We start from the raw sequence: 25,781 nt of genomic DNA, 5'->3' as shown, positions 1-25,781 counted from the left end.
ACGGGGCCAAAATGGCGGGAGTGACGGGACTCGAACCCGCGGCCTCCGGCGTGACAGGCCGGCGCTCTAACCAACTGAGCTACACCCCCTACCGGGCCGTCAACCACGGCCAGAGGCGATCTTCAGCATGTACGGCCTGGGATTCCCCAAGTCAAGGCGAGCCTAGCGAAGACACGAGGATGGGACGTTGCGGCGCGTGCAGGTTGACCTGGGACCAACCGTTAGCGTCATGCATGGCGAGAATGGTGGGCGGTGACAGGCTCGAACTGCCGACATCCACGGTGTAAACGTGGCGCTCTACCAACTGAGCTAACCGCCCTCACCTTCAAATAAGAAAGGCGAAGCCTCACGCAAAGGGCGAGGCCTCGCCAGGAAATCCTCAGAAATCGCGTAATCCGTGTTTACGCGTTCACAGCCTCTTTGAGCGCCTTGCCAGCGCGGAACTTCGGCACGCGGGAGGCCGGAATTTGGACCGCTTCGCCGGTGCGCGGATTGCGACCAATGGACGCCTTACGATCCGCGACCTGGAAATTTCCGAAGCCGACAATGCGAACGGTGTCACCGCCGCTCAAGGCTTTCTCGATGTTCTTGAACGTCGCGTCGACAGCTTTCTCGGCGGCGTCCTTCGACAATTCGGATTCTTTCGCCACATGGGCGACCAGCTCAGCTTTGTTCACGGGTCTCCATCCTTTCGCTTGGCCCCGATCGCAGGGCGTCACTTAACCCTCAAGGCCGCTTTGGTACGCTCCGATTCACAAACAAGTCATGTATGACTCGCGCAAAAACTGCGGAAAATCAACAATTTTGGGCGACTCAGTGCATAAGGGCGGACTCCTGGATTGCGGCAAATCCGCGGCAGGAGACGCAAGTGCACAGCTCTAGTGTGCGGTCAATCCGGAGCCGGACTTGTCCTCGGACGGGACGACCTGCGCAGACCCTTCGCCCTCTTCTTCCCAGACGATGGGTTGGGGCGCCCGCGTGAAGGCGAGCTTCAGCACCTCCTCCACACGCGAGACGGGGCTGATTTCAAGTGCATTCTTAAGCGAATCGGGTATCTCCGCGAGATCCTTGACGTTTTCCTCAGGGATAATCACGGTCTTGATGCCGGCGCGGAGGGCTGCGAGCAGCTTCTCCTTGAGCCCGCCAATGGGCAGGACCCGGCCGCGCAAGGTGATCTCGCCCGTCATGGCGACGTCCCGCTTGACCGGAATTCCGGTCATCAGCGAGATGATGGCGGTAGCCATGGCGACGCCCGCGGACGGGCCGTCCTTCGGGGTGGCTCCTTCGGGCACGTGAACGTGGATATCCCGCTTCTCGAATAAAGGCGGCTCGATGCCGAAATCCACGGCCCGGGACCGCACATAGGCATTTGCGGCCTGAATCGATTCTTTCATGACATCGCGCAAATTGCCGGTGACGGTCATCTTGCCCTTGCCCGGCATCATCACGCCTTCGACGGTCAGGATCTCGCCGCCGACTTCGGTCCAAGCGAGACCGGTGACGACACCGACCTGGTCCTCCAGCTCGGCCTCGCCGTAGCGGTATTTCGGCACGCCAAGATAGTCGGCGAGATTGTCGATCGTGACATTGACCGACTTGTTCTCCGTGGTCAGGAGCTCCTTCACCGATTTACGTGAGAGCTTGGCGATCTCGCGCTCAAGACTGCGGACGCCGGCCTCGCGCGTATAGCGGCGAATGACCTCCTTCAAGGCCCCGTCATCCAGCGAGAACTCTTCGTCCTCTAGACCATGGTTCTTGATCTGCTCGGGGATTAGATGCCGCCGGGCGATCTCCACCTTCTCGTCTTCGGTGTAGCCGGCGATGCGGATGATCTCCATGCGGTCCATCAGGGCCGGCGGAATGTTCAGCGTGTTGGCCGTGGTCACGAACATCACGTTGGACAGGTCGTAGTCCACTTCGAGATAGTGGTCGTTGAAGGTGTGGTTCTGCTCCGGATCCAGGACCTCGAGCAGAGCCGAGGCTGGGTCGCCGCGAAAATCGGCGCCCATCTTGTCGATCTCATCGAGCAGGAACAGCGGATTGACCTTCTTGGCCTTCCGCATGGACTGGATCACCTTGCCCGGCAATGAGCCGATATAGGTGCGGCGGTGACCGCGGATTTCAGACTCGTCACGCACGCCGCCAAGGCTCATGCGCACGAACTCGCGGCCCGTGGATCTTGCGATCGACTTGCCGAGCGAGGTTTTGCCCACGCCGGGCGGACCGACCAGGCACAGGATCGGGCCTTTCAGCATGTTGGTGCGGTTCTGGACGGCGAGATATTCGACGATGCGGTCCTTGACCTTCTCCAGGCCAAAGTGGTCCTCGTCCAGGATCTTCTGGGCGTCGTCCAGGTCGCGTTTGACCTTGCCCTTCACGCCCCACGGGATCGACAGCAGCCAATCGAGGTAGTTGCGCACGACCGTGGCTTCGGCCGACATGGGGCTCATCTGGCGCAGCTTCTTCAGCTCGCCCATGGCCTTTTCACGCGCTTCCTTCGAGAGCTTGGTCTTCTCGATCTTGTGCTCGAGCTCGGCCAGGTCGTCCCGGCCTTCCTCGCTGTCGCCAAGCTCCTTCTGGATCGCCTTCATCTGCTCGTTCAGGTAGTACTCGCGCTGCGTCTTCTCCATCTGACGCTTCACGCGGCTCCTGATCTTGCGCTCGACCTGAAGGACGGAAATCTCGCTCTCCATGAGCGTGAAGACACGCTCCAACCGCTCGGAGACCGACGTGACCTCCAAGATCTGCTGCTTCTCGGCGATCTTGATGGCGAGATGGCTGGCAATGGTATCGGCCAGCTTCGAATAGTCCTCGATCTGGCTCGCGGTGCCGAGTACCTCCGGCGAGATCTTCTTGTTGAGCTTCACATAGCTCTCGAACTGCGACACGACCGAGCGGGCAAGCGCCTCGATCTCGTCCTCCGAGCCGAGGCTTTCCTCGATTGGCGCAATCTCGGCTTCGAAATAGTTCTCGTTTTCGGTGTAGCGGGCGATGGTGGCCCGGCGCATGCCTTCGACAAGCACTTTCACCGTGCCGTCGGGCAGCTTCAGAAGCTGCAGGACCGAGGCAAGCGTACCCATTTCGTAGATGGCGTCGGCGTTCGGCTCGTCGTCCGAGGCATTCTTCTGCGCGACCAGCAGGATCTGCTTGTCGGTGCGCATGACCTCTTCCAGGGCGGCGATCGACTTCTCGCGTCCGACGAAGAGCGGCACGATCATGTAGGGGAAAACCACGATGTCGCGCAGAGGCAGCACCGGATAAAGCTCCGGTGCATCCTCGATGGTCACGGACGGGTCTGTGTCAGTCATTGTGGTGCCGTCGCTTTCTTCGTCTTTTGGGCGGACCGAGTGCCGTTCCGCGAAGCTACTGTCTCAGCTCTCCTCCCCCAAGGACCGCCTTTAGCGTGCATTCTCCCGGCAAACGCCCCACTGGGCACTGCGTCAAGTTGGCTCGCCTGAACCTGAAAGTGGCGACCGGCCGGGGAGCCGTCAAGTGGCCTCAAACCCACGCGCGGATAAGGCGCGAATGCCCGAATTTGAGTGGGATTCGCGGCCGTCTTCAAGAACGAATGGCTAACGGCCTTAAAGTCAGGCGCTGGTGCCGACTTCCTCATGCCGTTCGGAGTAGATGCGCAAGGGCCGTGCCTTGCCCTCCACGACCTCGGCGCTGATGACGACCTCTTCCACGCCACGCATGCTGGGCAGCTCGAACATGGTGTCGAGCAGGATGCCTTCCATGATGGAGCGGAGGCCGCGCGCGCCCGTCTTGCGCTCGATGGCCTTCTTGGAGATCGTGCGCAATGCCTCCTCGGCGAAGGAGAGCTGCACGTCTTCCATCTCGAACAGACGCTGATACTGACGCACGAGCGCGTTCTTCGGCTCGGTGAGGATGCGGATCAGCGCTTCCTCGTCCAGATCGTCGAGCGTGGCGATGACAGGCACACGGCCGATAAATTCTGGGATCAGGCCGAACTTCAAAAGATCCTCGGGTTCGATACCGCGCAGGATATCGCCGGTGCGCCGCTCGTCCACGGTCTCCACCTTGGCGCCGAAGCCGATCGAAGTGGACCGGCCGCGCGCGGAGATGATCTTCTCCAAGCCGGCAAACGCGCCGCCGCACACGAACAGAATGTTCGTGGTGTCGACCTGCAGGAACTCTTGCTGCGGATGCTTGCGCCCGCCTTGCGGGGGCACGGAAGCAACCGTGCCTTCCATGATCTTGAGGAGCGCCTGCTGGACGCCCTCGCCCGACACGTCGCGCGTGATGGACGGGTTGTCCGACTTGCGGCTGATCTTGTCGACCTCGTCGATATAGACGATGCCGCGCTGGGCCCGCTCGACGTTGTAGTCGGCGGCCTGCAGCAACTTCAAGATGATGTTCTCGACGTCTTCGCCCACATAGCCGGCTTCCGTCAGCGTCGTGGCGTCCGCCATGGTGAAGGGCACGTCGAGGATGCGGGCCAGCGTCTGGGCGAGCAATGTCTTGCCGCAACCCGTGGGCCCGATCAGAAGAATGTTCGACTTGGCGAGCTCGACGTCCGCGTTCTTGCCGGAGTGATTGAGCCGCTTGTAGTGGTTGTGCACGGCGACCGAGAGCACGCGCTTGGCGTAACCCTGGCCGATGACATAGTCGTCAAGAACCTGGCAAATCTCCACAGGGGTCGGAACGCCGTCCCTAGACTTCACGAGAGAGCTCTTGTTCTCCTCGCGAATAATATCCATGCAGAGCTCAACGCATTCATCGCAGATGAACACGGTCGGGCCGGCAATAAGCTTGCGAACCTCGTGCTGACTCTTGCCGCAGAAAGAGCAGTACAGGGTATTTTTTGAATCTGTTCCGCTCACCTTGCTCATTCCATCATCCGATTCTTCTTGGTTCGTGCTTGGCGCTGGGGGCTATGGCCCCGCTTTCGCGTCGTCTCGATACCGCCTCGCAAGTGTGAGCGACTCCTCTTGGAAGGTTGCCCGACGCACAATCTGAGCATGCTAAGGCGGCACTGATCAAGGATTGATTAATCCGGCGAATCCCCCTGAAAGAGGCTTTTCCCAATGAATTTGAGGCCTAGGGAACATGTCACTTATGGCCGCAGCAAGGGCCTATCGTGGCAATTCGCGGGTTAGTCCTAATGGGCGCCAATAGCGTCGATGTTTCGGGTCCTTAGGACGACGACGGAGCGCTATCCGACTTGCCCTCGGAGGCTTGCCGCCTGGAAATCACCTCGTCAACCAGGCCAAATTTCCGGGAGTCCTCGGCAGACATGAAGTAATCACGATCCAGCGTTCTCTCAATGGTGTCGTAGTCCTGACCGGTGTGATGGACGTAGGCTTCATTCAGTCGGCGCTTCATCTTGATGATGTCCTCGGCATGCCGCTCGATATCGCTGGCTTGGCCCTGAAAGCCGCCGGAGGGCTGATGCAGCATGACGCGCGCGTTGGGCAGGACGTAGCGCATGCCCTTCTCGCCGGCGCAGAGCAGCAGCGAGGCCATGGACGCCGCTTGGCCGATGCACAGTGTTGCCACCGGCGGGCGGACGAACTGCATGGTGTCATAGATCGCCATGCCCGACGTCACCACGCCACCTGGCGAATTGATGTACATCGAGATTTCCTTCTTGGGGTTGTCTGCCTCCAAGAAGAGGAGCTGTGCCGTGACGAGCGAGGCCATGTGATCCTCGATGACGCCGGTCACGAAGATGATCCGCTCCTTCAACAGGCGCGAATAGATGTCGTAAGCGCGCTCACCGCGGTTGGTCTGCTCGACCACCATGGGAACAAGCGTGTTCATGTGTGTCTCGACCAGATTGCTCATCATGTCCTGTGCTTAGGGCTAAAGGGCCAGCTTTTTAGTAAACCGCCGAATCGTAAGCGTGGTTCCTACATATGGCGTCGGCGCCTGAAACGGAAGGGGCACCCTCCGCCTCGGTTAGCAAGCCTCCGGGACCTCAGCCATGGCTGTGATCGTGGTGATGTCCGCCATCCGCGTCGGCATAGAGTTCCTCCATGCTGACCTCCTTGTCGGTCACCTTGGCCAGCTCAAGGATGTAATCCACGACCTTGTCCTCGTAGAGGGGCGCCCTGATCTCGGCCAAAGCCTCCGGCGTGTTGCGGTAGAAGTCGTAGACCTCCCGCTCCTGCCCCGGGAACTGCCGGATGCGCTCCAGCAGCGCTTTGTTGAGCTCCTCGTCGCTCACGGTGATCTCGTTGGTCGATCCGATCTCGGACAGCAGAAGCCCCAGGCGCACACGCCGTTCGGCGATGTTGCGATACTCTTTCTCCGCCTTCTTTTCCGTGGTCCCCTCGTCCTCGAAGGTCTTCTTTGACTGCTCGAAGTCCTTGGTAACCTGCTCCCATATCGCCTTGAATTCGTTATCGACTAGCGTCGGCGGCAACTCGAACTTATGGCTCTCATTGAGCGCATCGAGCAGCGCGCGCTTGACCTTGAGGCGTGAGGCCAGGTTCCGGTCCTCATCCATGCGCCCCTTCACCGCCTCGCGCAGCTGCGCAACCGACTCCACGCCAAGGCTTTTGGCGAAGTCGTCATCGAGGGTCGGGGTTTCCGGTGCGGCCACTTCCTTCACCGTCACCTCGAACTTGACGGCCTTACCGGCAAGCTTGGGCTCCCCATACGCGTCCGGGAATGTCGCATCGACGACCTTCTCGTCTCCGGCCTTCGTCCCGGTGAGACCCTCTTCGAAGCCAGGGATGAAGCCCCCGGCCCCCAACACGATGGGCGCGTCCTTGGCGGTGCCGCCCTCGAAGGTCTCGCCGTTCAGCTTGCCGACGAAGTCGATGGTCACCCGGTCGCCGGTCTTGGCGGCGCCCTTCTTCGGCTTGAAGGTCGGGTTGGTCGCCAGGATCTTCTCGACGGACTTGTCGATGTCCTCATCGGTCACCGGGGTGACGGGCCGCTCTAGGGTGAGCTCGGACATGTCGCCGAGTTGCACCTTGGGCAGAACCTCGAAGGACAGCGTGTAAGAAAGGTCGCCGGTACCGGCAAAGATCTTCTCGATCTCGTCCTTGTCCTCGGTCAGCGCGACATTGGGCCGGAACGCCGGACGCTCCTCACGCTGGGACAAGGCCTCGCGGGTCGTCTCGTCGACGGTCTGTTGCACGACCTCAGCCATCACCGAGCGGCCATAGATCTTGCGCAAGTGTTCCTTCGGCACATGGCCCGGCCGGAAGCCCTTGATCTGGGCCTTGCCCTGGAGTTCCTCCAGTCGCGACGAGAGGCGCTTCTCCAGCTCGTCAGCACCGACGACGACTTTCAACTCACGGCGCAGGCCGTCTGTATTTGTCTCTGTGACGTTCATACCGTCTCAATCCACCTTCTTCGCCAGCCCGGCGGGCGGCACATCAATTTCCAGAAGAACCATCCAACGACGTTGGGATCCAACAAGGTTGGTTGGTGCGGGCGGAGGGAGTTGAACCCCCACGGCCGAAGCCACCAGAACCTAAATCTGGCGTGTCTACCAGTTCCACCACGCCCGCGTTCAGGATCGAATACGCCCCGCGCCGGCCGCATCGTGCGGCTCTATATACACAGCGCCCTCCCGGGCCGCTAGCCCGCGGGTCCATGTAACGCGGGCGGCCTGACGCCGGTCCATACCCGCAAAGGCCATGGGCCGTAGAACGGCATGCCCGGCTTGGCTGATTTCACGCAATTTAGGCGACTTGCGAGGCCTTGCCGCCCTCAGTAGGTTGCAGATCGCACCCGAATCCAAGGGCTTTCCCCGTGAGTTACCGAGACGGAATTATCGAGGCGATCGGCAATACGCCGCTCATCAAGCTGAAGGCTGCGTCCGAGGAGACGGGTTGCACGATTCTCGGCAAGGCCGAGTTCATGAACCCGGGCCAGTCGGTCAAGGACCGCGCCGCGCTGTTCATCATCCGCGATGCGCTGGATAAGGGCTTGCTCAAGCCCGGCGGCACGGTGGTCGAAGGCACGGCCGGCAATACGGGCATCGGGCTCGCGCTTGTGGGCAACGCGCTGGGGCTGAAAACGGTGATCGTCATCCCCGAGACCCAGTCGGACGAGAAGAAGGACATGTTGAGGCTCACCGGGGCCCAGCTGATCGAAGTGCCCGCGGTCCCCTACCGGAACGACAACAACTACGTGAAATATTCAGGCCGGCTCGCCGAGGAACTGGCCAAGACTGAGCCGAACGGCGCGATCTGGGCAAACCAGTTCGACAACGTCGCCAATCGGAACGGTCACATCCAGACGACGGCACAAGAGATCTGGCGTGACCTGGACGGCAAGGTCGACGGCTTCATCTGCGCGGTCGGCACCGGCGGTACGCTGGCAGGCGTCTCCATGGGGCTGAAGGAGCACAATCGCGACGTGGTCATCGGGCTCGCCGATCCCAATGGCGCGGCGCTCTACAATTTCTACGCTCATGGCGAGCTGAAGTCCGAAGGTAGTTCCATCACCGAAGGCATCGGCCAGGGGCGCATCACCGCCAATCTGGAAGGCGCCAAGGTCGACGAGGCGTTTCAGATTCCGGACGCGGAGGCGCTGCCGATCGTCTTCGACCTGCTGCAACACGAGGGCCTGTGCCTCGGCGGGTCGAGCGGCATCAATGTCGCCGGCGCGATCCGCCTCGCCAAACAGATGGGCCCAGGCCACACCATCGTCACGGTGCTTTGCGATTACGGCACGCGCTATCAAAGCAGACTGTTCAACCCAGACTTCTTGCGCGAAAAGGGCCTGCCGGTACCGCAGTGGCTGGACCAGCCCCGGCCCCCAGCGCCGAGCGCATTCGTCTGAGCCGAGAATTGGAGACAAGAATTTGACGACGAAGACTTCATGGCTGATTGAGACCGACGAGCTCGAGCGCGAGCTCGATGCACCTGATTTTGTCATCATCGACGCCACTTGGTTCATGCCGAACGAAGGCAAGAATGCGCGTGAGGAATATCTCGCCGAGCACATTCCCGGCGCGGTGTTTTTCGACATCGATGAGATTTCGGATACGAACGCCGCCTCGTCGCACATGCTGCCGTCGCCGGAGAAGTTCTCCTCGCGCATGCGCACCATGGGGATTGGCGACGGTCAGCGCATCGTGGTGTACGACCGCCAAGGCATCTTCTCCGCGCCGCGTGTGTGGTGGATGTTTCGCGTCATGGGCGCCGAGGATGTCAGCGTTTTGAACGGCGGCCTGCCGAAATGGAAGGCCGAGGGGCGGCCGCTGATGATGAGCGAGCCCGCACAGCGCACTACGCGCCATTTCACGGCGCGGCATAATCTCGATCTCGTCCGCGACGTCGATGACATGAAGACGGCGATCAAGGACAAGTCGGCGACGATTTTGGACGCGCGTTCGGCTGAGCGCTTTGCCGGCACGTCGCCTGAGCCGCGCGAGGGTTTGCGCGCCGGTCATATGCCGGGCGCGCACAACGTGCCGTACAAGTCCGTGCTCAATGCGGACGGCACACTCAAGTCGCGCGACGAATTGCATAGTCTGTTCGAGGCGGCAGGCGTCGATCCGCATACGCCCGCGGTCACCACCTGCGGCTCGGGGATCACCGCTTGCGTGTTGGCCTTGGCGCTGGCGGAGACCGGTCATTTGAGGACTTCGGTCTATGACGGCTCCTGGGCTGAATGGGGCGCCAATGAGAGCCTTCCCATTGAGACCGGCTAGCGCCGCACCCTTTCCCAGCGGCCGAGGGCTCCTATGAGCAAAACGAAACGGCCAAGAAAGCAGCACACGACCTTGGCCCATGCCGGCCGCGATCCGGCGCGCTTTGACGGCTTCGTCAACACGCCTGTCTATCGCGGCTCGACGGTGCTCTACCCGACGCTTGAGTGCATCGAGAAGGACGCGCAGGACTTCAGCTATGGCCGGCTCGGCACGCCGACGGTCGAGGCGTTGCAAAGCGCGCTCATCGAGCTTGAGGGCGGCGATGCCACGCTGCTCACGCCGTCGGGGCTCTCGGCGATCTCCACGGTGCTGCTCGCCTTTGCCTCAAGCGGCGATCACATTCTGGTTGCCGATAGTGTCTACCGGCCGACGCGGCGTTTCTGCGACAACGTGCTGAAGCGGCTCGGCGTCAGCACCACGTATTACGATCCGTGTATCGGTGCCGGCATCGCGGATCTGATTACCGACAAGACGAAGCTCGTGTTCACCGAGTCGCCCGGTTCGCAGACTTTCGAGATGCAGGACATTCCGGCGATTGCGGATGCTGCGCACGCACGCGGCGTCGTTGTTGTCATGGACAACACCTGGGCGACGCCGCTCTACTTCAAGCCTTTCGCGCATGGCGTCGACGTGTCGATCCACGCGGCGACCAAGTACATTGTCGGCCATGCGGACGCGATGCTCGGCGTCATCACCACGAACGCCGCAACAACGGCGCGCGTCGCCAAGACCCATGACGAGCTGGGTTTATGCCCCGGGCCCGAGGACGTTTATCTCGCCTTGCGCGGCTTACGGTCGTTGCATGTGCGGCTGGAGCGTCACCAGCAGACGGGACTGGCGCTTGCCGACTGGCTCGCCGCACACCCCGAGGTGGACCGCGTGTTGCACCCGGCGCGCCCCAACGATCCCGGTTACGCTCTATGGCAACGCGATTTCACCGGCGCGTCGGGACTGTTTTCAATCGTGCTGAAACCGACGTCGCGGGACGCTCTCGCGGCCATGCTCGACGACCTGGAACTGTTCGGCATGGGCTATTCCTGGGGCGGCTATGAGAGCCTGATTTTGCCATTTGACCCTAGGCGTTACCGGTCCGTGACGACCTGGGATGCGAAGGGCCCCGCATTACGGCTCCATGCGGGCCTGGAACATATCGACGACCTCAAAGCGGATCTTGAGGCGGGCTTTGCGCGATTGGCGGCGAACAGCTGACGCTTAGCTGAAGTGATAAAACACGCCGAGCGTCATCAGGTAGACGAGCAGCACGAGCGCAGAGTCGACTCCCATGCCGAAGATTTGGCGTTTGTTGCGCATCAAAAGTCCGGCCAGATAGATGCTGGTCACCAGGATGCCGGACACGAGCGCGAACGCCGTCGCCTGATCCATGACACCGAGGATCGGGTCGCCGACATAGAAAAGGTCCGCCGGCAGGACGAGCGCCACCATCAGAAGATTGCTGCCGAAGATATTGGAGATCGCCATGGAGTGCGCTCCGATGCGCACCGCGGCAAGTGTCGTGCTCACTTCGGGCAACGAGGTGGCGGTGGCAAGTAAGGTGACGCCAACGAAGCTGGACTTGAGGCCCGTTTGTTCCGCGATGGCCGCGGCGCTCGACGTCAGCACCAGCGCGCAGATGAGAATGGTGAGGCTGAGCAGTGCAAAACCCCACACCAGCGAGGGGAACGGCGTCCGATCGAGCTCCTTCGGCGCGATCTCGCCAACGAGATGCTTTTCAGTCTCAGGCACCTCGACCGGGACCCAGGTGTCATTCTTGTCGTACTCGCGCAGCATCCACACGATGCCGACATAGGTTACGCCCAGAAGAAGCGTGCCGAAGCCGAACCCGAACGGCAGTGCGAATTCGCCGACCGCATGTAGTCCGAGCAGCATCGCCAGCAGCGCAATAAGGAGCGTGGCTTCGAGCGCGGAGTTGGGGCCGCGAGGGTAAGAAGTCAGTGCCGCCCGGGCGACGCAGAGGTCGGCGAGGACGAGGATCGCCGTCTGCATGCTGATCCCGCCAAACATGTTGCCGAGCACGAGCAGGGCCTCGCCCGACAGGGCGCCATAGATCGTAGTCACCATTTCCGGGAGCGAGGTGGCGGCGGCCACGAAGACAAGACCCATAAAGGCATGCCCGATCCGCTTGCGGTCGGCGATGGCGTCCGCGTAGATCGCCAGCCGGCTGCCTGCGAACCACACCCCGGCCGCGGCCAGGGCGAAGAGCGCCAAGTTGAAGGCGATTGGAAGCTGCGCCAATCCCGCGATCAAGCTGACATTCCCATGCTAGGCAGAACTCCTCTGACAGCGCGCCGTCCAATCTCTGCGGGCCGGCGTATGCCGGACCCTACCCCCGCGCGGAGATACGGCAAGTTGGGCCGTTTCGCCAGGGGTTAGGGCCGCGTCAGGCCCAAAAGGTTATTTGGTCTTGGCGGCGGGTTTGCTCAAGCGGTAGGCGGCCAGTGTGTTGTCCAGCATCATCGGGATCAGCACCGTGCCGGTTTCAGGAAAATAGGCCAGGTCCGCGCTGCCCTGATTGAGATCGATCAATTTGGTGGCCTTGCCCTTCTTGTCGATCTTGTAGAGCGCGCCTGCGGCCCAGTCCGTGGCGATGTAGGCCCCCGGCGGGTACGCTTTGAGACCGTCGAGATTTCCGACCGGCGTGCCCTTGCCTAAGGGCGCGATGGCCTGGTCCTCCAGGTTGACGGTGAGCAGGCCGGCGGGCTCTTGGGTCTGCCCTTCGCTCGGCATCCTGCCGAACGAGGCCACGATCAATCTGTCCCCCTCGACGAGAAGGCCGTTCGGTCCATTCAAATCGTCATTGACGAGCCAAGGCTCGAACACGCCGTCCTTGAGGCGCCAGATCGTGTTCATCGGCGTGTCGGAGACATAGACCGTGCCGTCATCGGCGATCGTCACGGCGTTGAGGAAGATGGCGTTCTTGGCCTTGTGACGTTTGGTGACGGCGCCGGAGGCCGCGCTGATCTCAACAAGCTGGTCGACATCGGCGACGTAGAGGGTGCGGTCGCGCAGCGCGATGCCGGTCGGCGAATGCAAGCCCTTCACCCAGGCCCGCTCGAGCACAGTCCCGTCCGGCTTCAGCCTCGAGATAAAGCCGTTGTCGTCTTTCTGCATCACCGGACCGTTGATGTTGGTCACGTAGAGGACATCGGTGACCGGGTCGTAGGCGACCGACTCCGGTCTCGCCAGGCCCTTGGCCTCCCATAAGAGTTCGGGCGCTGCCGCAAGCGCCGTGTTGGCAAAGACGATGGTGAAGAGAGCGACAAGCAAACGCATGAAATCCCCACTGAAGGTTCGTTCGTTTCCGAAATGGCGGTCCCGGCAGGACTCGAACCTGCAACCCCCTGCTTAGAAGGCAGGTGCTCTATCCGGTTGAGCTACGGGACCACGATTGGCGTCAGTATAACGCGAAACAGCGTGTTCAGTGCGTCCAGCGGTCGGGGCGGCCGTACTTGAAGTTCCAAGCGTAGGATTTCGGCCGGAGCTTCGTCGCCGGCGGCTCCTCGAGCCGGAAGGCAATGCCATTCTTCTTGGCGAAGGCGACCGCCTCGTCCTTCGTGGCGAAGTTGATGCGGACTTGCCGTCTCGTATCCGCCGAACTTGTCCAGCCCATCAGCGGCTCGATCACCCGCCGCTTTGCCGGCAGGTACTCCAGGACCCAATCCGCCGAGGCGCCCTTGCCCTGCTGCATGACATTTTGCGCCGGCTTGTAAATGCGGGCCGCCATGTCGCGTTTCCCTCTCATTTCCGAGTTGGTCGGGGCAGCAAGATTCGAACTTGCGACCCCCTGCTCCCAAAGCAGGTGCGCTACCAGACTGCGCTATGCCCCGAAACAAACATCGGCTGGTGACCCTGGCAAGACAGGATCGGTCGTGTGCTCTCATACATAGTTGTCTCGGCGAGCGGAGGCTAGGCCAAAGGCGTTAAGCCTGCGTGATCGGTGGCCAGCAGCTCACGGGGCGCCGGCCAAGCCCGGATAGACCACCTCATCGCCCGGCTTGAGGCCGATCTGGTCGGCCTGGCCCGCATTGAGTTCCAGCACCGCCGCCACGGCCCCGCCGGAGGGGATGATATCGGTGGAGAAGGGCTCGGTATGGGCCGCGATACGGTGCACGCGGTTGTCGGCGTCGATGAAGACCATGTCGAGGGGGATGTAGGTGTTGCGCATCCACATGCCGATCTTCCGCGGTGGGTCGTAGAGGAAGATCATGCCGTGCGACGGGGGCAGCGAGCGGCGGAACATGAGTCCCTTCGCCTGCTCGCCCGGGGTCGTCGCCACCTCGACCGTATAGGTATGATCGCCGCTATCGGTTTTCAGGACGAGCGTGCCGGTGTCGGCCGCGCCCGCGGACATGACGGGATGAACGGTCACGAGCATCATGACCCAGAGAAGCGCAAAAGATGCAAAAGATGAGGGTGTCAGTGTGAGGACGGGCCGCCGGCGCCGTCGGGCTTGAGCTCCGCCGCCATCAGCCCCTTCGGACCGCGGCCGTAGCGCACAAGCAGCGACTGGCCGGGCCTCAGTTCGGTAAAGCCGCAACGCCGCAAGGTCTCCATGTGCACGAAGATGTCGAGCGTAGACGGACCGCGTGTCAGGAAGCCGAAACCGCGCAGACGGTTGAACCATTTCACCATGGCGCGTTCCCAATCGCTTTCGGGAATGACGACCACATGGGTGCGTTGCGGGAGTTGGGACGGATGGATCGCCGTGGAATCGTCGATCTCGAGAATCCGAAAGGCCTGCAAGCCCTTCGGGCGGCGCAGTACTTCGCAAACCACCCGCGCGCCCTCGTAGGCTGTCTGGTGGCCGTCTCGCCTGAGACATGTCACATGCAAAAGTACGTCGGGAAGGTCTTCGTCCGGAACAATAAAGCCATAACCCTTGGACGCGTCGAACCACTTGATCGACCCTGAAACCTCGAACACATCGACTGTGGCTTCTTCGTCGCGTTGGGCGTGTTCCTCAAGATGTGGCGATTCTTTCGCCCCCATTGCCGCATTCCCCCCGCTTAACTTTCATCAGCCAATTCGTACGCCTCACAACGAATCGACTGAAACACTCTGACTTTGAACATAGCATTGCGCGTTTCGGTGGCTAGTGGAATTTTCCAACACGCAAACGCTTCTCCACAGACGCAGCCGAGCCTCATCACGAAGGCATGATGTGTCGCTCAAACGTCTGATCGGCAAGAGAAACTCTTCGATGTTGCAGGTGCGTTCGAAATTTCGTGTCAAAGGCATGAAATCTCGGTGACAGCACTGCAAATGTTTACGGCAGCGAACAAATCTCCACTTCCACTCAGATTCGCGCGATGCTGTGGACGCGCGGCAACATTCGCCAGGAAAATTTTGTATTCGAGCCGTATTCGAGCCGGTTAGCGCGGCTTGCCAGGCTTGCGCGCTCCGCATTAGGGTCGGGCCAAGACCTTAAACCCATCTGCGAGGAGACGTTCCCGATGAAGTATCTGCACACAATGGTGCGCGTTGCCGATGTCGATAAGTCGCTCGACTTTTACTGCAACAAGCTCGGCCTGAAGGAAGTCAAGCGGATGGAGAACGAGCAAGGCCGCTTCACCCTGATCTTTCTGGCAGCCCCCGGCGATGAGGATGCCCAAGTTGAGCTCACCTATAACTGGGATTCGGAAGAGTATGGCGAGGGCCGCAACTTCGGCCACCTGGCTTACGAGGTCGACGACATCTACGCGACCTGCGACCACCTGATGAAGAACGGCGTGACGATCAACCGCCCGCCGCGGGACGGCTACATGGCCTTCATCCGCTCGCCCGACAATGTCTCGATCGAGTTGCTGCAGAAGGGCGCACCGAAACCCAAGCAAGAGCCCTGGGCGTCGATGGAAAATACCGGGAAGTGGTAGGCGGGCGCGGTGCGCCGAGAAGAAGTGGCACTCCCTAGGGGAATTGAACCCCTGTTTCCAGGTTGAAAACCTGGCGTCCTAACCATTAGACGAAGGGAGCGTACCGCTTGAGCACCGTCATATAGAAAGCTTTGCCGCTTCCCGCAAGAATGAGGCGCCTGCCCTCACCCGAGGCACGGAGCCGCGTCCTCGACCATCAGCTCCACGCTTTCCCGTCCCTGCCAGACCGAGCGCTTCAAATGCCCGGCGACGTGAAGGGTTGCGCCGTCTGACGCGGCCAGGAGATCCCCGAGCGGGGTGCCGGCGACCCGGAAGGCGACCGCGTCCAGACGGCCGCCGTCGGGCGCCTGAAGCGTAAAGCGCATGTGGTTCTCGCCGATCGGCCGCAGCCGCATGATGCGATGGGACGGAAAGGCGAAGCGCGGTCTCGGGTGCCCCATGCCATAGGGTCCGGCCCGGTCCAACAGATCGATCAGATGAAGCGTGGCACCGCGGGCAGACAGCGCGCCGTCGATTGCCAGCGACCGCACCGCGCGGGCTTCCGCCACCGGCCCGGCCAGGCGCTCCTCCAAGAAGGTGCGGACGGCGTCTTCCTTGGCAAGCGCGAGCGAAAACCCTGCTGCCATGGTGTGGCCGCCGCCCTTAATCAGAAGTCCCTCCTGCACGGCGGCACGGACCGCTTCCCCGAGATCGACGGAGCCCACCGACCGTGCCGATCCCGTCGCCGTACCATCAGGCTCGTGCCCCATGATGAAGGCGGGCCGGTGAAGGCGCTGCGCGATGCGTCCCGCCACGAGCCCAACGAGCCCTTTGTGCCAGTCGGCAGCGCCAAGGAAGATCAGGGGTGCATCGGGCGATGCGTCGATCACGGTTTCGGCGCGGACGAATGCCTCTTCGAGCATGCGGTCTTCGATGGATTTGCGCTCGGCGTTCAGCGCTTCAAGCTTGGCGGCGATGGCGCGTGCCTCGACGTCGTCTTCGGTTGCGAGCAACCGCGCGCCCAGCCCCGATGCGCCGATGCGTCCGCCGGCGTTGATGCGCGGGCCCAAGATGAAGCCGAGACTATACGTCGAGGGCGCCTCGTCGAGCCGCGCGGTATCGGCGAGCGCGCGCAAGCCGGCATTGTGCCGGAGCCTTAAGACCTGGAGCCCCTTGGCGACGAAGGCGCGGTTCGCGTCCTTCAGCGGCACCACGTCGCAAACCGTGGCGAGGGCGACGAGGTCCAGAAGACCGAGCAGATCCGGCTCAGTGCGGCCGGCATAAAAGCCCTCGCGCCGCAGGACCCCGGCGGTTGCGACCAGGAATAAGAACACCACGCCCGCGGCGGCGAGATGACCTTGGCCTGAGAGATCGTCCTGGCGGTTCGGGTTCACCACGGCGTAGGCGGGCGGCAGGTCTTCGTCGGCCTGGTGATGGTCGATCACGATGACCTCCGCCCCCACCGTATTGGCTGCCGAAATGGCGCCCGCGGAGGTCGTCCCGCAGTCCACGGTGACGATGAGCTTCGCCCCCTCCTCCACAAGCCCCCTCAGCGCCTCCGGTGAGGGTCCGTAGCCCTCTGTTAGGCGATCCGGGATGTAGGCGAGGCAGGACTGTTCATGGGCGCGTAGGAAGCGCTCGACAAGCGCCACGGAACCCGCGCCGTCCACGTCATAGTCGCCGAACACGGCGATCGGCTCACCCTCGGTGATGGCGCGCGCGAACCTCTGCGCCGCCCGCTCCATATCCTGTAGACGCGAAGGGTCCGGCAGAAGCGTGCGCAGCGACGGGTCCAGAAAGTGCCTCGTCGTCTGGGGCTCGGCACCGCGCGCAGCGAGCACCCGGCCGAGCAGCTCTGGCAGGTCTTCGGCTTGTGCGATGGCTGTGGCGGTATGCTCGCGGCCGGCCTTTAGGCGCTCAACCCAGCGCTGTCCCGTGGCGGACCGTTCCACGCCCAGCAAGACGTGTGCGTCATCCATTGGTTCGTTCTTGGCGTCAGTTTTGAGAGCTGCCGTCACGCACGCTACCCACTGATTGCGATCTTAGAGGATCGAAAAGTGTAGCCGATTCGCGCGGGGCCCCCGTTCTCCCGTCAGTCGAACTTCGAGACGTCGGCATGCGTGGTCTTGATCCAGCGGATCGTGTGCGTGGAGGCGCGCATGACCACGCTCTGGGTCAGGATCGCCTCCTTGGTGAAACGCACGCCGCCAAGAAGCGAACCATTGGTGATGCCCGTGGCGGCGAAGCTCAAATCGCCGGAGACCATGTCAGCAATCGCGTATGTCCTATCGAGGTTGGTGATCCCGGAGGCGCGCGCCCTCGCCTGCTGCTCGGCGTTCGAGGCGATCAGGCGTCCTTGCATCTGACCGCCCATGCAGGCCAGGGCCGCGGCAGCGAGCACGCCTTCTGGCGCGCCACCCGTGCCCATATACATGTCGATCCCCGTCTCTACCGGATCGCTCACATGGATGACGCCCGCGATGTCACCGTCGCCGATCAACCGCAACGCCGCTCCGGCGTTCCGCACCTCTTCAATCAACTGGCCATGACGCGGACGGTCGAGGATGCACACGCTGAGTTCGTTGACGGGAACGCCTTTGGCATCGGCGAAGGCTTTGAGGTTCTCCGTGGGGCCGACATTGAGATTGATCAGTCCATCCGGGTAGCCGGGGCCGATGGCGACCTTGTCCATGTAGATGGCCGGCACTTTGAGAAAGTGCCCGCGCTCGGCCACCGCGAAGACCGACATGGAATTCGGCAGGGCCTTGGCGCACAGCGTCGTGCCTTCGATGGGATCGACGGCAAGGTCCACCTTGACGTCCGTTTCCGAGGCGGCGCCGAGCGTCTCTCCAATATAGAGGATGGGCGACTCGCTCTCCTCGCCCTCGCCCACGACGACCACGCCTTCGATCGGGAGCCGCGCGATGGCCCGGTACATGGTGGTGGCCGCGGCCTCGTCGGCGGCGGCCTCGTCACCCCGGCCGCGCCAGCGGGCGGCGGCGACAGCGGTTGCCTCGGTAACGCGAACAATATCGAGCGCGAGCGCGCGGTCGAGTTCGCTCCTTGCCGTTTGGTCTGGCACGTCCATGCTCCCTCACTCGCGGGTCCGTCCGTACAGACGTCTTAGAGACTCCCTATCACAACTTTTCGATACGGATCATCTGCGGCTTGGCATCCACATGGCCGTCCCGCTCGATGGCGGCCAATGCCTTACGCACTGCGGCCTCCGTCGTCTCATGGGTGACCATGACCACGGTGGCTTTGTCTCTGCCACGCCGTCCTTTGCGGCCCGGGTCGGCCTCCGGGCGGCGCTGGACGATGCTCTCCAGCGAAATCCCATGCGTGGCCATGCGCTGCGCGATCGCGGCGAACGCGCCGGAACGGTCGTAGACCGAAAGCCGGATGTAGTAGCCACCTTCATGGGCGCGCATTTGCGCCTTCTTGTACGGCCTTAAGTGCTTCGCCTTGATGCCGAAGGTGGGCAGGATGCCGCCGCGGGCAATATCGATAATGTCGCTCATCACCGCCGAGGCTGTCGGACCGCCGCCCGCGCCAGGGCCTATCAGCATGACGTCGCCGACGTAGTCCCCATCGATGGCCACGCAATTGGAGACGCCGTCGACATTGGCGATGGCCGTGTCCTTCGGCACCATGGTCGGATGCACGCGCTGTTCGATGCCGCTGTCGGTGCGGAGCGCAACACCCAGAAGTTTGATGCGGTAGCCAAGATCGTCGGCGGCTTCGATGTCCGCCGGTGTAATGGTCTCGATCCCCTCAACATAGACCGCATCGAACTTGGTGCGTGTGCTGAAAGCGAGGCTCGTCAGAAGAGCCAACTTGTGCGCGGTGTCGAAGCCGCCAATGTCGAAGGTCGGATCGGCCTCCGCATAGCCTTGCTCTTGTGCCTCCTTCAGCACATCGGCGAAGCTGCGTCCGTCGCGCTCCATGCGCGTCAGGATGTAATTGCAGGTGCCGTTCAGTATGCCGTAGACGCGGGTGATGTCGTTGCCTTGGAGCCCCTCGCGGATCACCTTGACAACGGGAATGCCGCCGGCGACGGCCGCCTCGAAGTTCAGTGCCGCGCCGTGCTTCTCGGCAAGGGCAGCCAAAGCGGCCCCGTGATGGGCAAGCAATGCTTTGTTGGCGGTGACCACATGTTTGCCGGCGCGTAGCGCGGCCTCGACGGCGTCCTTGGCGACGCCCTCCTCTCCGCCGATCAGCTCGACGAAGACGTCGATTTCAGGATCGGTCGCAAGCGCCACGGGATCGGCCACGAAACGCACACCCGAAAGATCGACGCTACGTTTCTTGCGTCTGCTCCGCGCCGAAACCGCCACGACTTCGATGGGACGGCTCGCGCGCGCGTCGAGAACGGCCTCGCGCGCCTCCAAAAGCCGCAAGAGACCTCCGCCGACAGTACCGATACCGGCCAGTCCAAGCTTCAAACGATCCGCCATCGGGAAAGATCAGAAAGTCCGTTGTGCCTTAGAGGCGATGGGAATGACGTTGTGCAGCGAATTCGCTGACTCAGTGAGGAACTTACGAATATTGCGCGCGGCCTGGCGAATACGCTGCTCGTTCTCCACAAGCGCGATGCGCACATAGCCTTCGCCGTATTCACCAAAGCCGACGCCGGGTGAGACCGCGACGGAGGCCTTCTCCAGAAGCAGCTTGGAGAACTCAAGCGAACCGACATGCGCGAACATGTCGGGGATCGGCGCCCAGGCAAACATCGTGGCCGGTGGTGACGGGATCGGCCAGCCGGCGCGTGCGAGCGCGTCCACGAGGCAATCGCGGCGACGGCGATAGACGCCGCGCACTTCGTCCACACACCCCTGCTCACCGTTGAGGGCCGCAGTTGCTGCGACCTGAATGGGTGTGAAGGCGCCATAGTCCAGATAGGACTTCACGCGCGTCAACGCTTGGATCAGCCGCTCGTTGCCGACGGCGAAGCCGATGCGCCAACCCGGCATGGAGTACGTCTTGGAAACGGACGTGAACTCCACGGCGATATCCATTGCACCGGGGATTTCGAGGATCGACGGCGGCGGCTCGTCATCGAAATAGATCTCGGCATAAGCAAGATCGGACAGCACGATGAGGTCGTTGCGTTTCGCGTAGGCGACGACGTCACGGTAGAAATTGCGATTGGCGACCACGGCGGTCGGGTTGGCCGGATAGTTCAGCACGAGCGCCGACGGCTTCGGCACCGAATGGCGCACGGCCTTGTCCAGCGACACCATGAATTGGGAATCCGTGCTGGCGGGCAAGTGCCGGATCACTCCGCCCGACATGATGAAACCGAACTCGTGGATCGGATAGGTCGGATTGGGCACGAGGATCACGTCGCCAGGCGCGGTAATGGCCTGCGCCATGTTGGCGAAGCCTTCCTTGGAGCCCAGGGTCACCACGACTTGGGTGTCCGGATCGAGCTTCACGCCGAAGCGGCGGTCGTAATACGCGGCCTGGGCCCGGCGGAGACCGCCGATCCCCTTGGAGGCCGAATAGCGGCTGGTCCGCGGATCGCGCAAGGTCTCAACCAGCTTGTCGACGATGTGCGGCGGCGTCGGCATATCCGGATTGCCCATGCCGAAGTCGATAATGTCGTCACCACGCGCGCGCGCTTCGGCCTTGAGCCGGTTTACCTTCTCAAAGACGTACGGCGGCAGCCGCTTGATCCTATGAAAGTCGTTGTGCACGGGCGATTTGCCCCCGATTGGGGCTCCTCAAACAGGGAGTCTGCAGTTGAACCACGAAAGGGACCTTCCGGGCAAGCTGTTGAACCCTTCAAGCGGCACCCTTCGCCTTGATTTTAGTTGGTTTTTGGAGCGTCCTCGCTCTTTCCGGTTTGTTCGTCCTGCCGCTCCTTGTCCTTCTGGAGCTCCGAAATGGCGGCCTCTTTCTCCGCCGGGGTCAGGGTCTCGTCATAGCCCCGGATCACGTCGGTAAACCGCTTCAGGCGGCTGGTGTCGGGCATGCTGCCGGCACATCCGCCGAGCAGAAGCGCAGGCAGTAGGACCATCAGACAATACGCTGATCGCAGAAACATCGGTAAGATGTTGGCTCTTGTGGACTTTCCCCTGGCGATAGGCATCGCCTGAAGCTTATATTGCATAGCACAATGAGTGACTATGCGGAACCTGCCCAAGGTTTTCGAGCTGCAAACAGGCGGGAGCATGGTCAGTTGGGGCCAAAGACAGGGACATTTTGATGCAGGAGCGAATGGACGGCGCCGATAAGCCGGAAGCGGACGACAGCCAGACGACCCAAATGGACGAATTTGCCCGGAATATGGTCCGCCTATTCGATCAGGGCACGAAAGTCTTCTCGACACTGGCCGAGCGCTCCAGCACGAACGGGAATAATGGTGGCCCCTACAGCATGGCCTCCGAGGTCACCGAGGCCGCCAAGACGCTCGGCGAAGTCGCGGGCGCCTGGGTTACCAACCCCAACAAACTGGCGGCCGCGCAAGGCGATCTATTCCAGAATTATGCCGACCTGTGGGGCCGGTCCGTGCGGCGTTTCTTTGGCGAGGAGGTTGAGCCGGTGGCGGAGCCGGAGCCCGGCGACAATCGCTTCAAGGATCCGGAGTGGTCGGAGAGCCAGTTCTTCGATTTCTGGAAGCAGGCTTACCTCATCACCTCGCGCTGGGCCGAGGACGTCACCAAGAACACCGAAGGCGTCGACGACAAGACTCGCAAGAAGGCGCTGTTCTATTTGGAACAGATGCTGGCTGCGCTGTCGCCGTCGAACAATCCCTTCACCAATCCGGAAGTCGTGCGCGCGACGCTTCAGTCCAACGCGGAGAACCTGGTCCAAGGCATGACGCACTTCGCCGAGGATCTGGAACAGTCGAAGGACTTGCTTCGCATCAGCCAGACCGACTTGTCCGCCTTCGAGGTCGGCCGCGACATTGCCATCTCGCCCGGCAAGGTCGTGTTCCAGAACGACCTTATTCAGCTCATCCAATATTCTCCGACGACCGAGCAAGTCTATGAGCGGCCGCTGATTATGGCGCCGCCGTGGATCAACAAATATTACATCCTCGACCTCAAGCCGGAGAAGTCGCTGGTAAAGTACGCGGTGGACCAGGGTTTCACTGTGTTCATGATCTCGTGGGTGAACCCCAAGGCGGCGCTCGCCCGGAAGACCTTCGAGGACTACATGACCGAAGGCATTCTGGCGGCCGTTGACGCGGTGGACCGTCAGCTTGGGCTCCACCATGTGAATGTGCTCGGCTACTGCGTCGGGGGCACGCTGCTCGCATCGACCCTTGCTTATGCTGCGGCGAAGGGCGACGACCGTATCGCCACCGCGACTTTCCTCACCGCGCAGGTGGACTTCAGCGAAGCGGGCGACCTTCTCGTCTTCATCGACGACGCACAGCTCAAGTCGTTAGAGGAGATGATGGCCGAGCAAGGCTATCTCGACGGCTCGCGCATGGCCGCCGTGTTCAACATGCTGCGGCCGCGCGACCTGATCTGGCCGTACATCGTGAACAACTATCTGCTCGGAAAGAAGCCCTTCCCGTTCGATCTGCTGTATTGGAACGCGGACTCCACGCGTTTGCCGGCAGCGAACCACGCGTTCTACTTGCGCGAGTTCTATCATCAGAACCGTTTGAGCAAGGGCGAAATGGAGCTCGGCGGTGTGAAGCTCGACCTGTCGAAGGTGAAGATCCCGATCTACGAGTTGTTCACACGAGAGGATCACATCGCGCCGGCAACGTCGGTCTATCGTGGCAGCAAGCTGTTCGGCGGACCGGTGCGCTATGTGATGGCCGGCTCGGGCCATATCGCCGGCGTGGTCAATCCACCGGCCAAGAAAAAGTACCAATACTGGACCGGTACGCCGGCTGACACGTTCGACGCCTGGACCAAGACGGCAGCCGAGGCCCCCGGCTCGTGGTGGCCCGACTGGGCCGAATGGCTGAGCGGACAATCCGGCGAAAAGATCCCGGCCCGCGATCCGTCGGCCGGCGCCTTAAAGCCGATCGAGGACGCGCCCGGGTCTTTCGTGAAGGACCGCGACTAAGCCGGCTTCACGGAAACAGCGGCAGTTGCTCTAACGCGGTGCTCTCGTCAAGGCCGTGCATCACGTTGAAGTTCTGCAAGGCCTGACCCGCAGAGCCTTTCACTAAGTTGTCTATCGCTGAGACGACGATGGCGCGGCCGGGGATGCGGTCGGCAAACACGCCGACATGGCAGTAGTTGGACCCGCGCACGTGCTGCGTGGCCGGGATCACGCCCTCGTCCATCACCCGCACGAAGGGGCTTGCCGCATAGGCGTCCCGCAAGGCACCGCGCAAATCGGCGTCCGTCGTGCCGCTCGGCAGCTGCACATAGCAGGTGCACAGTTCGCCGCGCGCCATGGGCGCCAGATGCGGGGTGAAGTTCACGATCACCGCTTGGTTGGCGGCCATGCCGATTTCCTGCTCGATTTCCGGCACGTGACGATGGCTGCCGATCCCGTAGGGCGACAGCCCCTCGCCCGCTTCGGAGAACAGAATGTTCTGTTTCAAGGACCGTCCTGCGCCAGTCACGCCGGACTTGGCATCGATGATGATCCCTTCCGAGGCGATCAATTTCTCTTTCACAAGCGGCAGGAGCGCGAGCAGCACCGCGGTCGGGTAACAACCCGGACACGCCACGATCCGGGCGCCCGCGATCTCGTCGCGGTAGTGCTCGGTGAGCCCATAGACGGCATCGCTTAGCAACTGAGGCGCGCCGTGTTCGCCGCCATACCATTCGGCGTAGGTCGACAGATCCCGCAAGCGAAAGTCGGCGGACATGTCGATGACCTTCACGCGCTCCGGCAGTTTGGCAATCTCGACGTGGGCCGTGCCGTGAGGCAGGCCGCAAAACGCGACGTCGATGCTGTCCCAATCCACCTCGTCCGACGTGACGAGCTGGGGCAGATCGAGGCTACCGAGATGCGGGAAGACTTGGCCAAGCGGCTGGCCCGCATGGGCCTTGGCGATGAGCGCGGTGATTTGAATATTCGGGTGCCGTGCGGCAAGCCGAATGAGATCGGCGCCGGTGTAACCGGAGGCGCCGAGCACGGCGGCCCGGATAGGCTGATTGCTGGTCATGTGCGACCCTAACGAAGACGTCCCGCGTTGGATGCGGGCTTAGCGGAATTCGACGCGGTGCGGAAGATAAAGGCTGTTCGGCCCCCTCCCGCAACCTCCAGAGACAAGCGCTAGCGCTTGGAGAACTGGAAGCTTCGTCGGGCCTTCGCCTTACCGTACTTCTTACGCTCGACGGTGCGCGCATCGCGAGTGAGAAAGCCCGCCTTCTTGAGCACGCTACGCAGTTCGGGCTCGAAATGAGTCAGCGCCTTGGAGATGCCGTGACGCACGGCGCCGGCCTGCCCCGACAGTCCACCACCCGATACGGTGCAGACGATGTCGATCTGGCCCTCGCGGTCCGCGGTAACGAGCGGCTGCTTCAGAATCATCTGCAGCACGGGACGGGCGAAGTAAGCCGTGTGGTCCTTGCCGTTCACGATGATGTTGCCCGGGCCCTGCTTGACCCAGACGCGCGCGACGGCGTCTTTGCGCTTACCTGTGGCATAGGCGCGACCTTGCGCGTCCACCTTCTTTTCGTAGACACGCTCCGGCGCCGGGGCATCGCCCTCGCCTTCGCCCTTCAGTTGAGCCAGATCTTCCAGCGTCGTGGTCTCGCTCATGGCTCTTAAGCGCTCCTTGCGTTCTTCGAATTGAGGGCGGCGATGTCGAGCTTCTCGGGGTTCTGCGCCTCGTGGGGATGCTCGGAGCCGGCATAGACTTTCAAGTTCTTGAGCTGCTTCCGCGCCAGCGGGCCGTCGGGCAGCATGCGCTGCACGGCCTTCTGAAGCACGCGCTCAGGATTTTTGCTCTCTAGAACCTTCTCGGCGGTCCGGCTCTTGATGCCGCCCGGATACCCGGTGTGCCAAAAGTATTCCTTGTTGGCGCGCTTGTTGCCCGTGAAGACCACATCGGAGGCGTTGATGACGATGATATTGTCGCCGTCATCCATGTGCGGTGTGTAGCCGGGCTTGTGCTTGCCGCGCAGGCGCGTGGCAATCAGCGCCGCAAGCCGGCCGACCACGAGGCCGCTAGCATCGATGAGGACCCAGGACTTCTCGATGTCCTTGGGCGTGGCGGAAAAGGTTTTCATGGCTCGCATCACTTCGGGTGGTCGAAAGATCGGCGCTTCTAACGGCTGGGCGGGATGTGGTCAAGCGAATTGGGTTTTCGGTGCATAATCAGTGCGCTAAGTGTGTGGTAT

23 protein-coding genes and 6 tRNA genes are annotated in these 25,781 nt (G+C 62.1%); 5 read left to right on the top strand and 24 right to left on the bottom strand.

All coding sequences use genetic code 11. The features are described from left to right. Positions 1-12: 12 nt before the first annotated feature. The 8 genes from ABY454_RS06265 to ABY454_RS06230 form a co-directional block, all read right to left on the bottom strand. Positions 13-89, bottom strand: a tRNA-Asp gene (locus ABY454_RS06265). Between the two features lie 154 nt (positions 90-243). Beyond that, positions 244-319: transfer RNA gene (locus ABY454_RS06260), tRNA-Val, on the bottom strand. An 82-nt stretch (positions 320-401) separates the two neighbouring features. Further along, positions 402-677 (bottom strand): HU family DNA-binding protein, encoded by a 276-nt coding sequence (locus ABY454_RS06255; RefSeq protein ID WP_372929323.1) that lies wholly within the window; start codon positions 675-677, stop codon positions 402-404. 201 nt (positions 678-878) lie between these two features. Further along, on the bottom strand, positions 879-3,308 hold the full coding sequence (gene lon / locus ABY454_RS06250) for an endopeptidase La (RefSeq protein ID WP_372929322.1): 2,430 nt from the start codon (positions 3,306-3,308) through the stop codon (positions 879-881). 279 nt (positions 3,309-3,587) lie between these two features. After that, positions 3,588-4,853 carry an ATP-dependent Clp protease ATP-binding subunit ClpX gene (clpX, locus tag ABY454_RS06245; protein ID WP_372929321.1) on the bottom strand — a complete coding sequence of 422 codons (1,266 nt, stop codon included), beginning with the start codon at positions 4,851-4,853 and terminating at the stop codon, positions 3,588-3,590. Positions 4,854-5,157: 304 nt separating this feature from the next. Continuing rightward, positions 5,158-5,808, bottom strand: coding sequence for an ATP-dependent Clp protease proteolytic subunit (locus tag ABY454_RS06240; protein ID WP_372929345.1), 651 nt, complete (start codon positions 5,806-5,808; stop codon positions 5,158-5,160). Between the two features lie 133 nt (positions 5,809-5,941). Next, positions 5,942-7,309, bottom strand: coding sequence for a trigger factor (gene tig / locus ABY454_RS06235; RefSeq protein ID WP_372929320.1), 1,368 nt, complete (start codon positions 7,307-7,309; stop codon positions 5,942-5,944). Positions 7,310-7,402: 93 nt separating this feature from the next. Next, positions 7,403-7,487 (bottom strand) — tRNA-Leu (locus tag ABY454_RS06230). A 244-nt stretch (positions 7,488-7,731) separates the two neighbouring features. Here ABY454_RS06230 and ABY454_RS06225 point away from each other — a divergent pair. Genes ABY454_RS06225 through metC form a run of 3 tightly spaced genes read left to right on the top strand, consistent with a single transcriptional unit; the run spans position 7,732 to position 10,849 of the window. After that, a complete protein-coding gene (locus ABY454_RS06225; RefSeq protein ID WP_372929319.1) occupies positions 7,732-8,766 on the top strand; it encodes a cysteine synthase A in 1,035 nt (344 codons plus the stop codon). Positions 8,767-8,788: 22 nt separating this feature from the next. Then, positions 8,789-9,640 carry a 3-mercaptopyruvate sulfurtransferase gene (sseA, locus tag ABY454_RS06220; protein WP_372929318.1) on the top strand — a complete coding sequence of 284 codons (852 nt, stop codon included), beginning with the start codon at positions 8,789-8,791 and terminating at the stop codon, positions 9,638-9,640. A 33-nt stretch (positions 9,641-9,673) separates the two neighbouring features. Continuing rightward, entirely contained in the window at positions 9,674-10,849 is a 1,176-nt protein-coding gene (gene metC, locus ABY454_RS06215; RefSeq protein ID WP_372929317.1) for a cystathionine beta-lyase, read from the top strand. A 3-nt stretch (positions 10,850-10,852) separates the two neighbouring features. Here the strand turns inward: metC and ABY454_RS06210 are convergent, their stop codons facing one another. The 7 genes from ABY454_RS06210 to ABY454_RS06180 all read right to left on the bottom strand — a co-directional run bounded on the left by ABY454_RS06210 (position 10,853) and on the right by ABY454_RS06180 (position 14,647). Continuing rightward, positions 10,853-11,893, bottom strand: coding sequence for a sodium:calcium antiporter (locus tag ABY454_RS06210; RefSeq protein WP_372929316.1), 1,041 nt, complete (start codon positions 11,891-11,893; stop codon positions 10,853-10,855). A gap of 159 nt (positions 11,894-12,052) precedes the next feature. Further along, the gene (locus ABY454_RS06205) at positions 12,053-12,931 is read right to left on the bottom strand and encodes an SMP-30/gluconolactonase/LRE family protein (protein WP_372929315.1); all 879 of its coding nucleotides are present in this window, start codon (positions 12,929-12,931) and stop codon (positions 12,053-12,055) included. 34 nt (positions 12,932-12,965) lie between these two features. Then, positions 12,966-13,042 (bottom strand) — tRNA-Arg (locus ABY454_RS06200). Positions 13,043-13,076: 34 nt separating this feature from the next. Next, positions 13,077-13,382 (bottom strand): ETC complex I subunit, encoded by a 306-nt coding sequence (locus tag ABY454_RS06195; RefSeq protein ID WP_372929314.1) that lies wholly within the window; start codon positions 13,380-13,382, stop codon positions 13,077-13,079. A gap of 26 nt (positions 13,383-13,408) precedes the next feature. Further along, a tRNA-Pro gene (locus ABY454_RS06190) sits at positions 13,409-13,485 on the bottom strand. Positions 13,486-13,607: 122 nt separating this feature from the next. After that, entirely contained in the window at positions 13,608-14,027 is a 420-nt protein-coding gene (locus ABY454_RS06185) for a DUF192 domain-containing protein (RefSeq protein ID WP_372929313.1), read from the bottom strand. 47 nt (positions 14,028-14,074) lie between these two features. After that, a complete protein-coding gene (locus ABY454_RS06180) occupies positions 14,075-14,647 on the bottom strand; it encodes a cold-shock protein (protein ID WP_372929312.1) in 573 nt (190 codons plus the stop codon). 464 nt (positions 14,648-15,111) lie between these two features. Here ABY454_RS06180 and ABY454_RS06175 point away from each other — a divergent pair, with 464 nt between their 5' ends. Beyond that, positions 15,112-15,531, top strand: coding sequence for a VOC family protein (locus ABY454_RS06175; RefSeq protein WP_372929311.1), 420 nt, complete (start codon positions 15,112-15,114; stop codon positions 15,529-15,531). A gap of 25 nt (positions 15,532-15,556) precedes the next feature. Here ABY454_RS06175 and ABY454_RS06170 read toward each other — a convergent pair. The 6 genes from ABY454_RS06170 to ABY454_RS06145 all read right to left on the bottom strand — a co-directional run bounded on the left by ABY454_RS06170 (position 15,557) and on the right by ABY454_RS06145 (position 21,559). Continuing rightward, positions 15,557-15,631: transfer RNA gene (locus tag ABY454_RS06170), tRNA-Glu, on the bottom strand. Positions 15,632-15,695: 64 nt separating this feature from the next. Continuing rightward, positions 15,696-17,489, bottom strand: a complete 1,794-nt coding sequence (recJ, locus tag ABY454_RS06165; protein ID WP_372929310.1) for a single-stranded-DNA-specific exonuclease RecJ — start codon at positions 17,487-17,489, stop codon at positions 15,696-15,698. Positions 17,490-17,602: 113 nt separating this feature from the next. Continuing rightward, the gene (gene glpX, locus ABY454_RS06160) at positions 17,603-18,598 is read right to left on the bottom strand and encodes a class II fructose-bisphosphatase (protein ID WP_372929309.1); all 996 of its coding nucleotides are present in this window, start codon (positions 18,596-18,598) and stop codon (positions 17,603-17,605) included. Positions 18,599-18,647: 49 nt separating this feature from the next. Further along, positions 18,648-19,967, bottom strand: coding sequence for a homoserine dehydrogenase (locus ABY454_RS06155; protein ID WP_372929308.1), 1,320 nt, complete (start codon positions 19,965-19,967; stop codon positions 18,648-18,650). 9 nt (positions 19,968-19,976) lie between these two features. After that, a complete protein-coding gene (locus ABY454_RS06150) occupies positions 19,977-21,209 on the bottom strand; it encodes an LL-diaminopimelate aminotransferase (protein ID WP_372929307.1) in 1,233 nt (410 codons plus the stop codon). A 113-nt stretch (positions 21,210-21,322) separates the two neighbouring features. Continuing rightward, positions 21,323-21,559: a hypothetical protein gene (locus ABY454_RS06145; protein WP_372929306.1), complete on the bottom strand. Its 237-nt coding sequence runs from the start codon at positions 21,557-21,559 to the stop codon at positions 21,323-21,325. 161 nt (positions 21,560-21,720) lie between these two features. Between ABY454_RS06145 and ABY454_RS06140 the strand changes: the two genes are divergently transcribed. After that, entirely contained in the window at positions 21,721-23,544 is a 1,824-nt protein-coding gene (locus ABY454_RS06140) for a PHA/PHB synthase family protein (RefSeq protein ID WP_372929305.1), read from the top strand. Positions 23,545-23,551: 7 nt separating this feature from the next. Here the strand turns inward: ABY454_RS06140 and argC are convergent, their stop codons facing one another. The 3 genes from argC to rplM all read right to left on the bottom strand — a co-directional run bounded on the left by argC (position 23,552) and on the right by rplM (position 25,670). After that, positions 23,552-24,601: an N-acetyl-gamma-glutamyl-phosphate reductase gene (gene argC, locus ABY454_RS06135; RefSeq protein WP_372929304.1), complete on the bottom strand. Its 1,050-nt coding sequence runs from the start codon at positions 24,599-24,601 to the stop codon at positions 23,552-23,554. A gap of 110 nt (positions 24,602-24,711) precedes the next feature. Further along, positions 24,712-25,182 (bottom strand): 30S ribosomal protein S9, encoded by a 471-nt coding sequence (rpsI, locus tag ABY454_RS06130; protein ID WP_372929344.1) that lies wholly within the window; start codon positions 25,180-25,182, stop codon positions 24,712-24,714. A 23-nt stretch (positions 25,183-25,205) separates the two neighbouring features. Continuing rightward, positions 25,206-25,670, bottom strand: coding sequence for a 50S ribosomal protein L13 (gene rplM, locus ABY454_RS06125; RefSeq protein ID WP_372929303.1), 465 nt, complete (start codon positions 25,668-25,670; stop codon positions 25,206-25,208). Positions 25,671-25,781: the final 111 nt, after the last annotated feature.

The organism is Methyloceanibacter sp. (genome assembly GCF_041573655.1).
GTDB lineage: Bacteria > Pseudomonadota > Alphaproteobacteria > Rhizobiales > Methyloligellaceae > Methyloceanibacter.
Note: the sequence above shows the minus strand (reverse complement) of the source record. Positions and strands in the feature narration are given on the sequence as shown.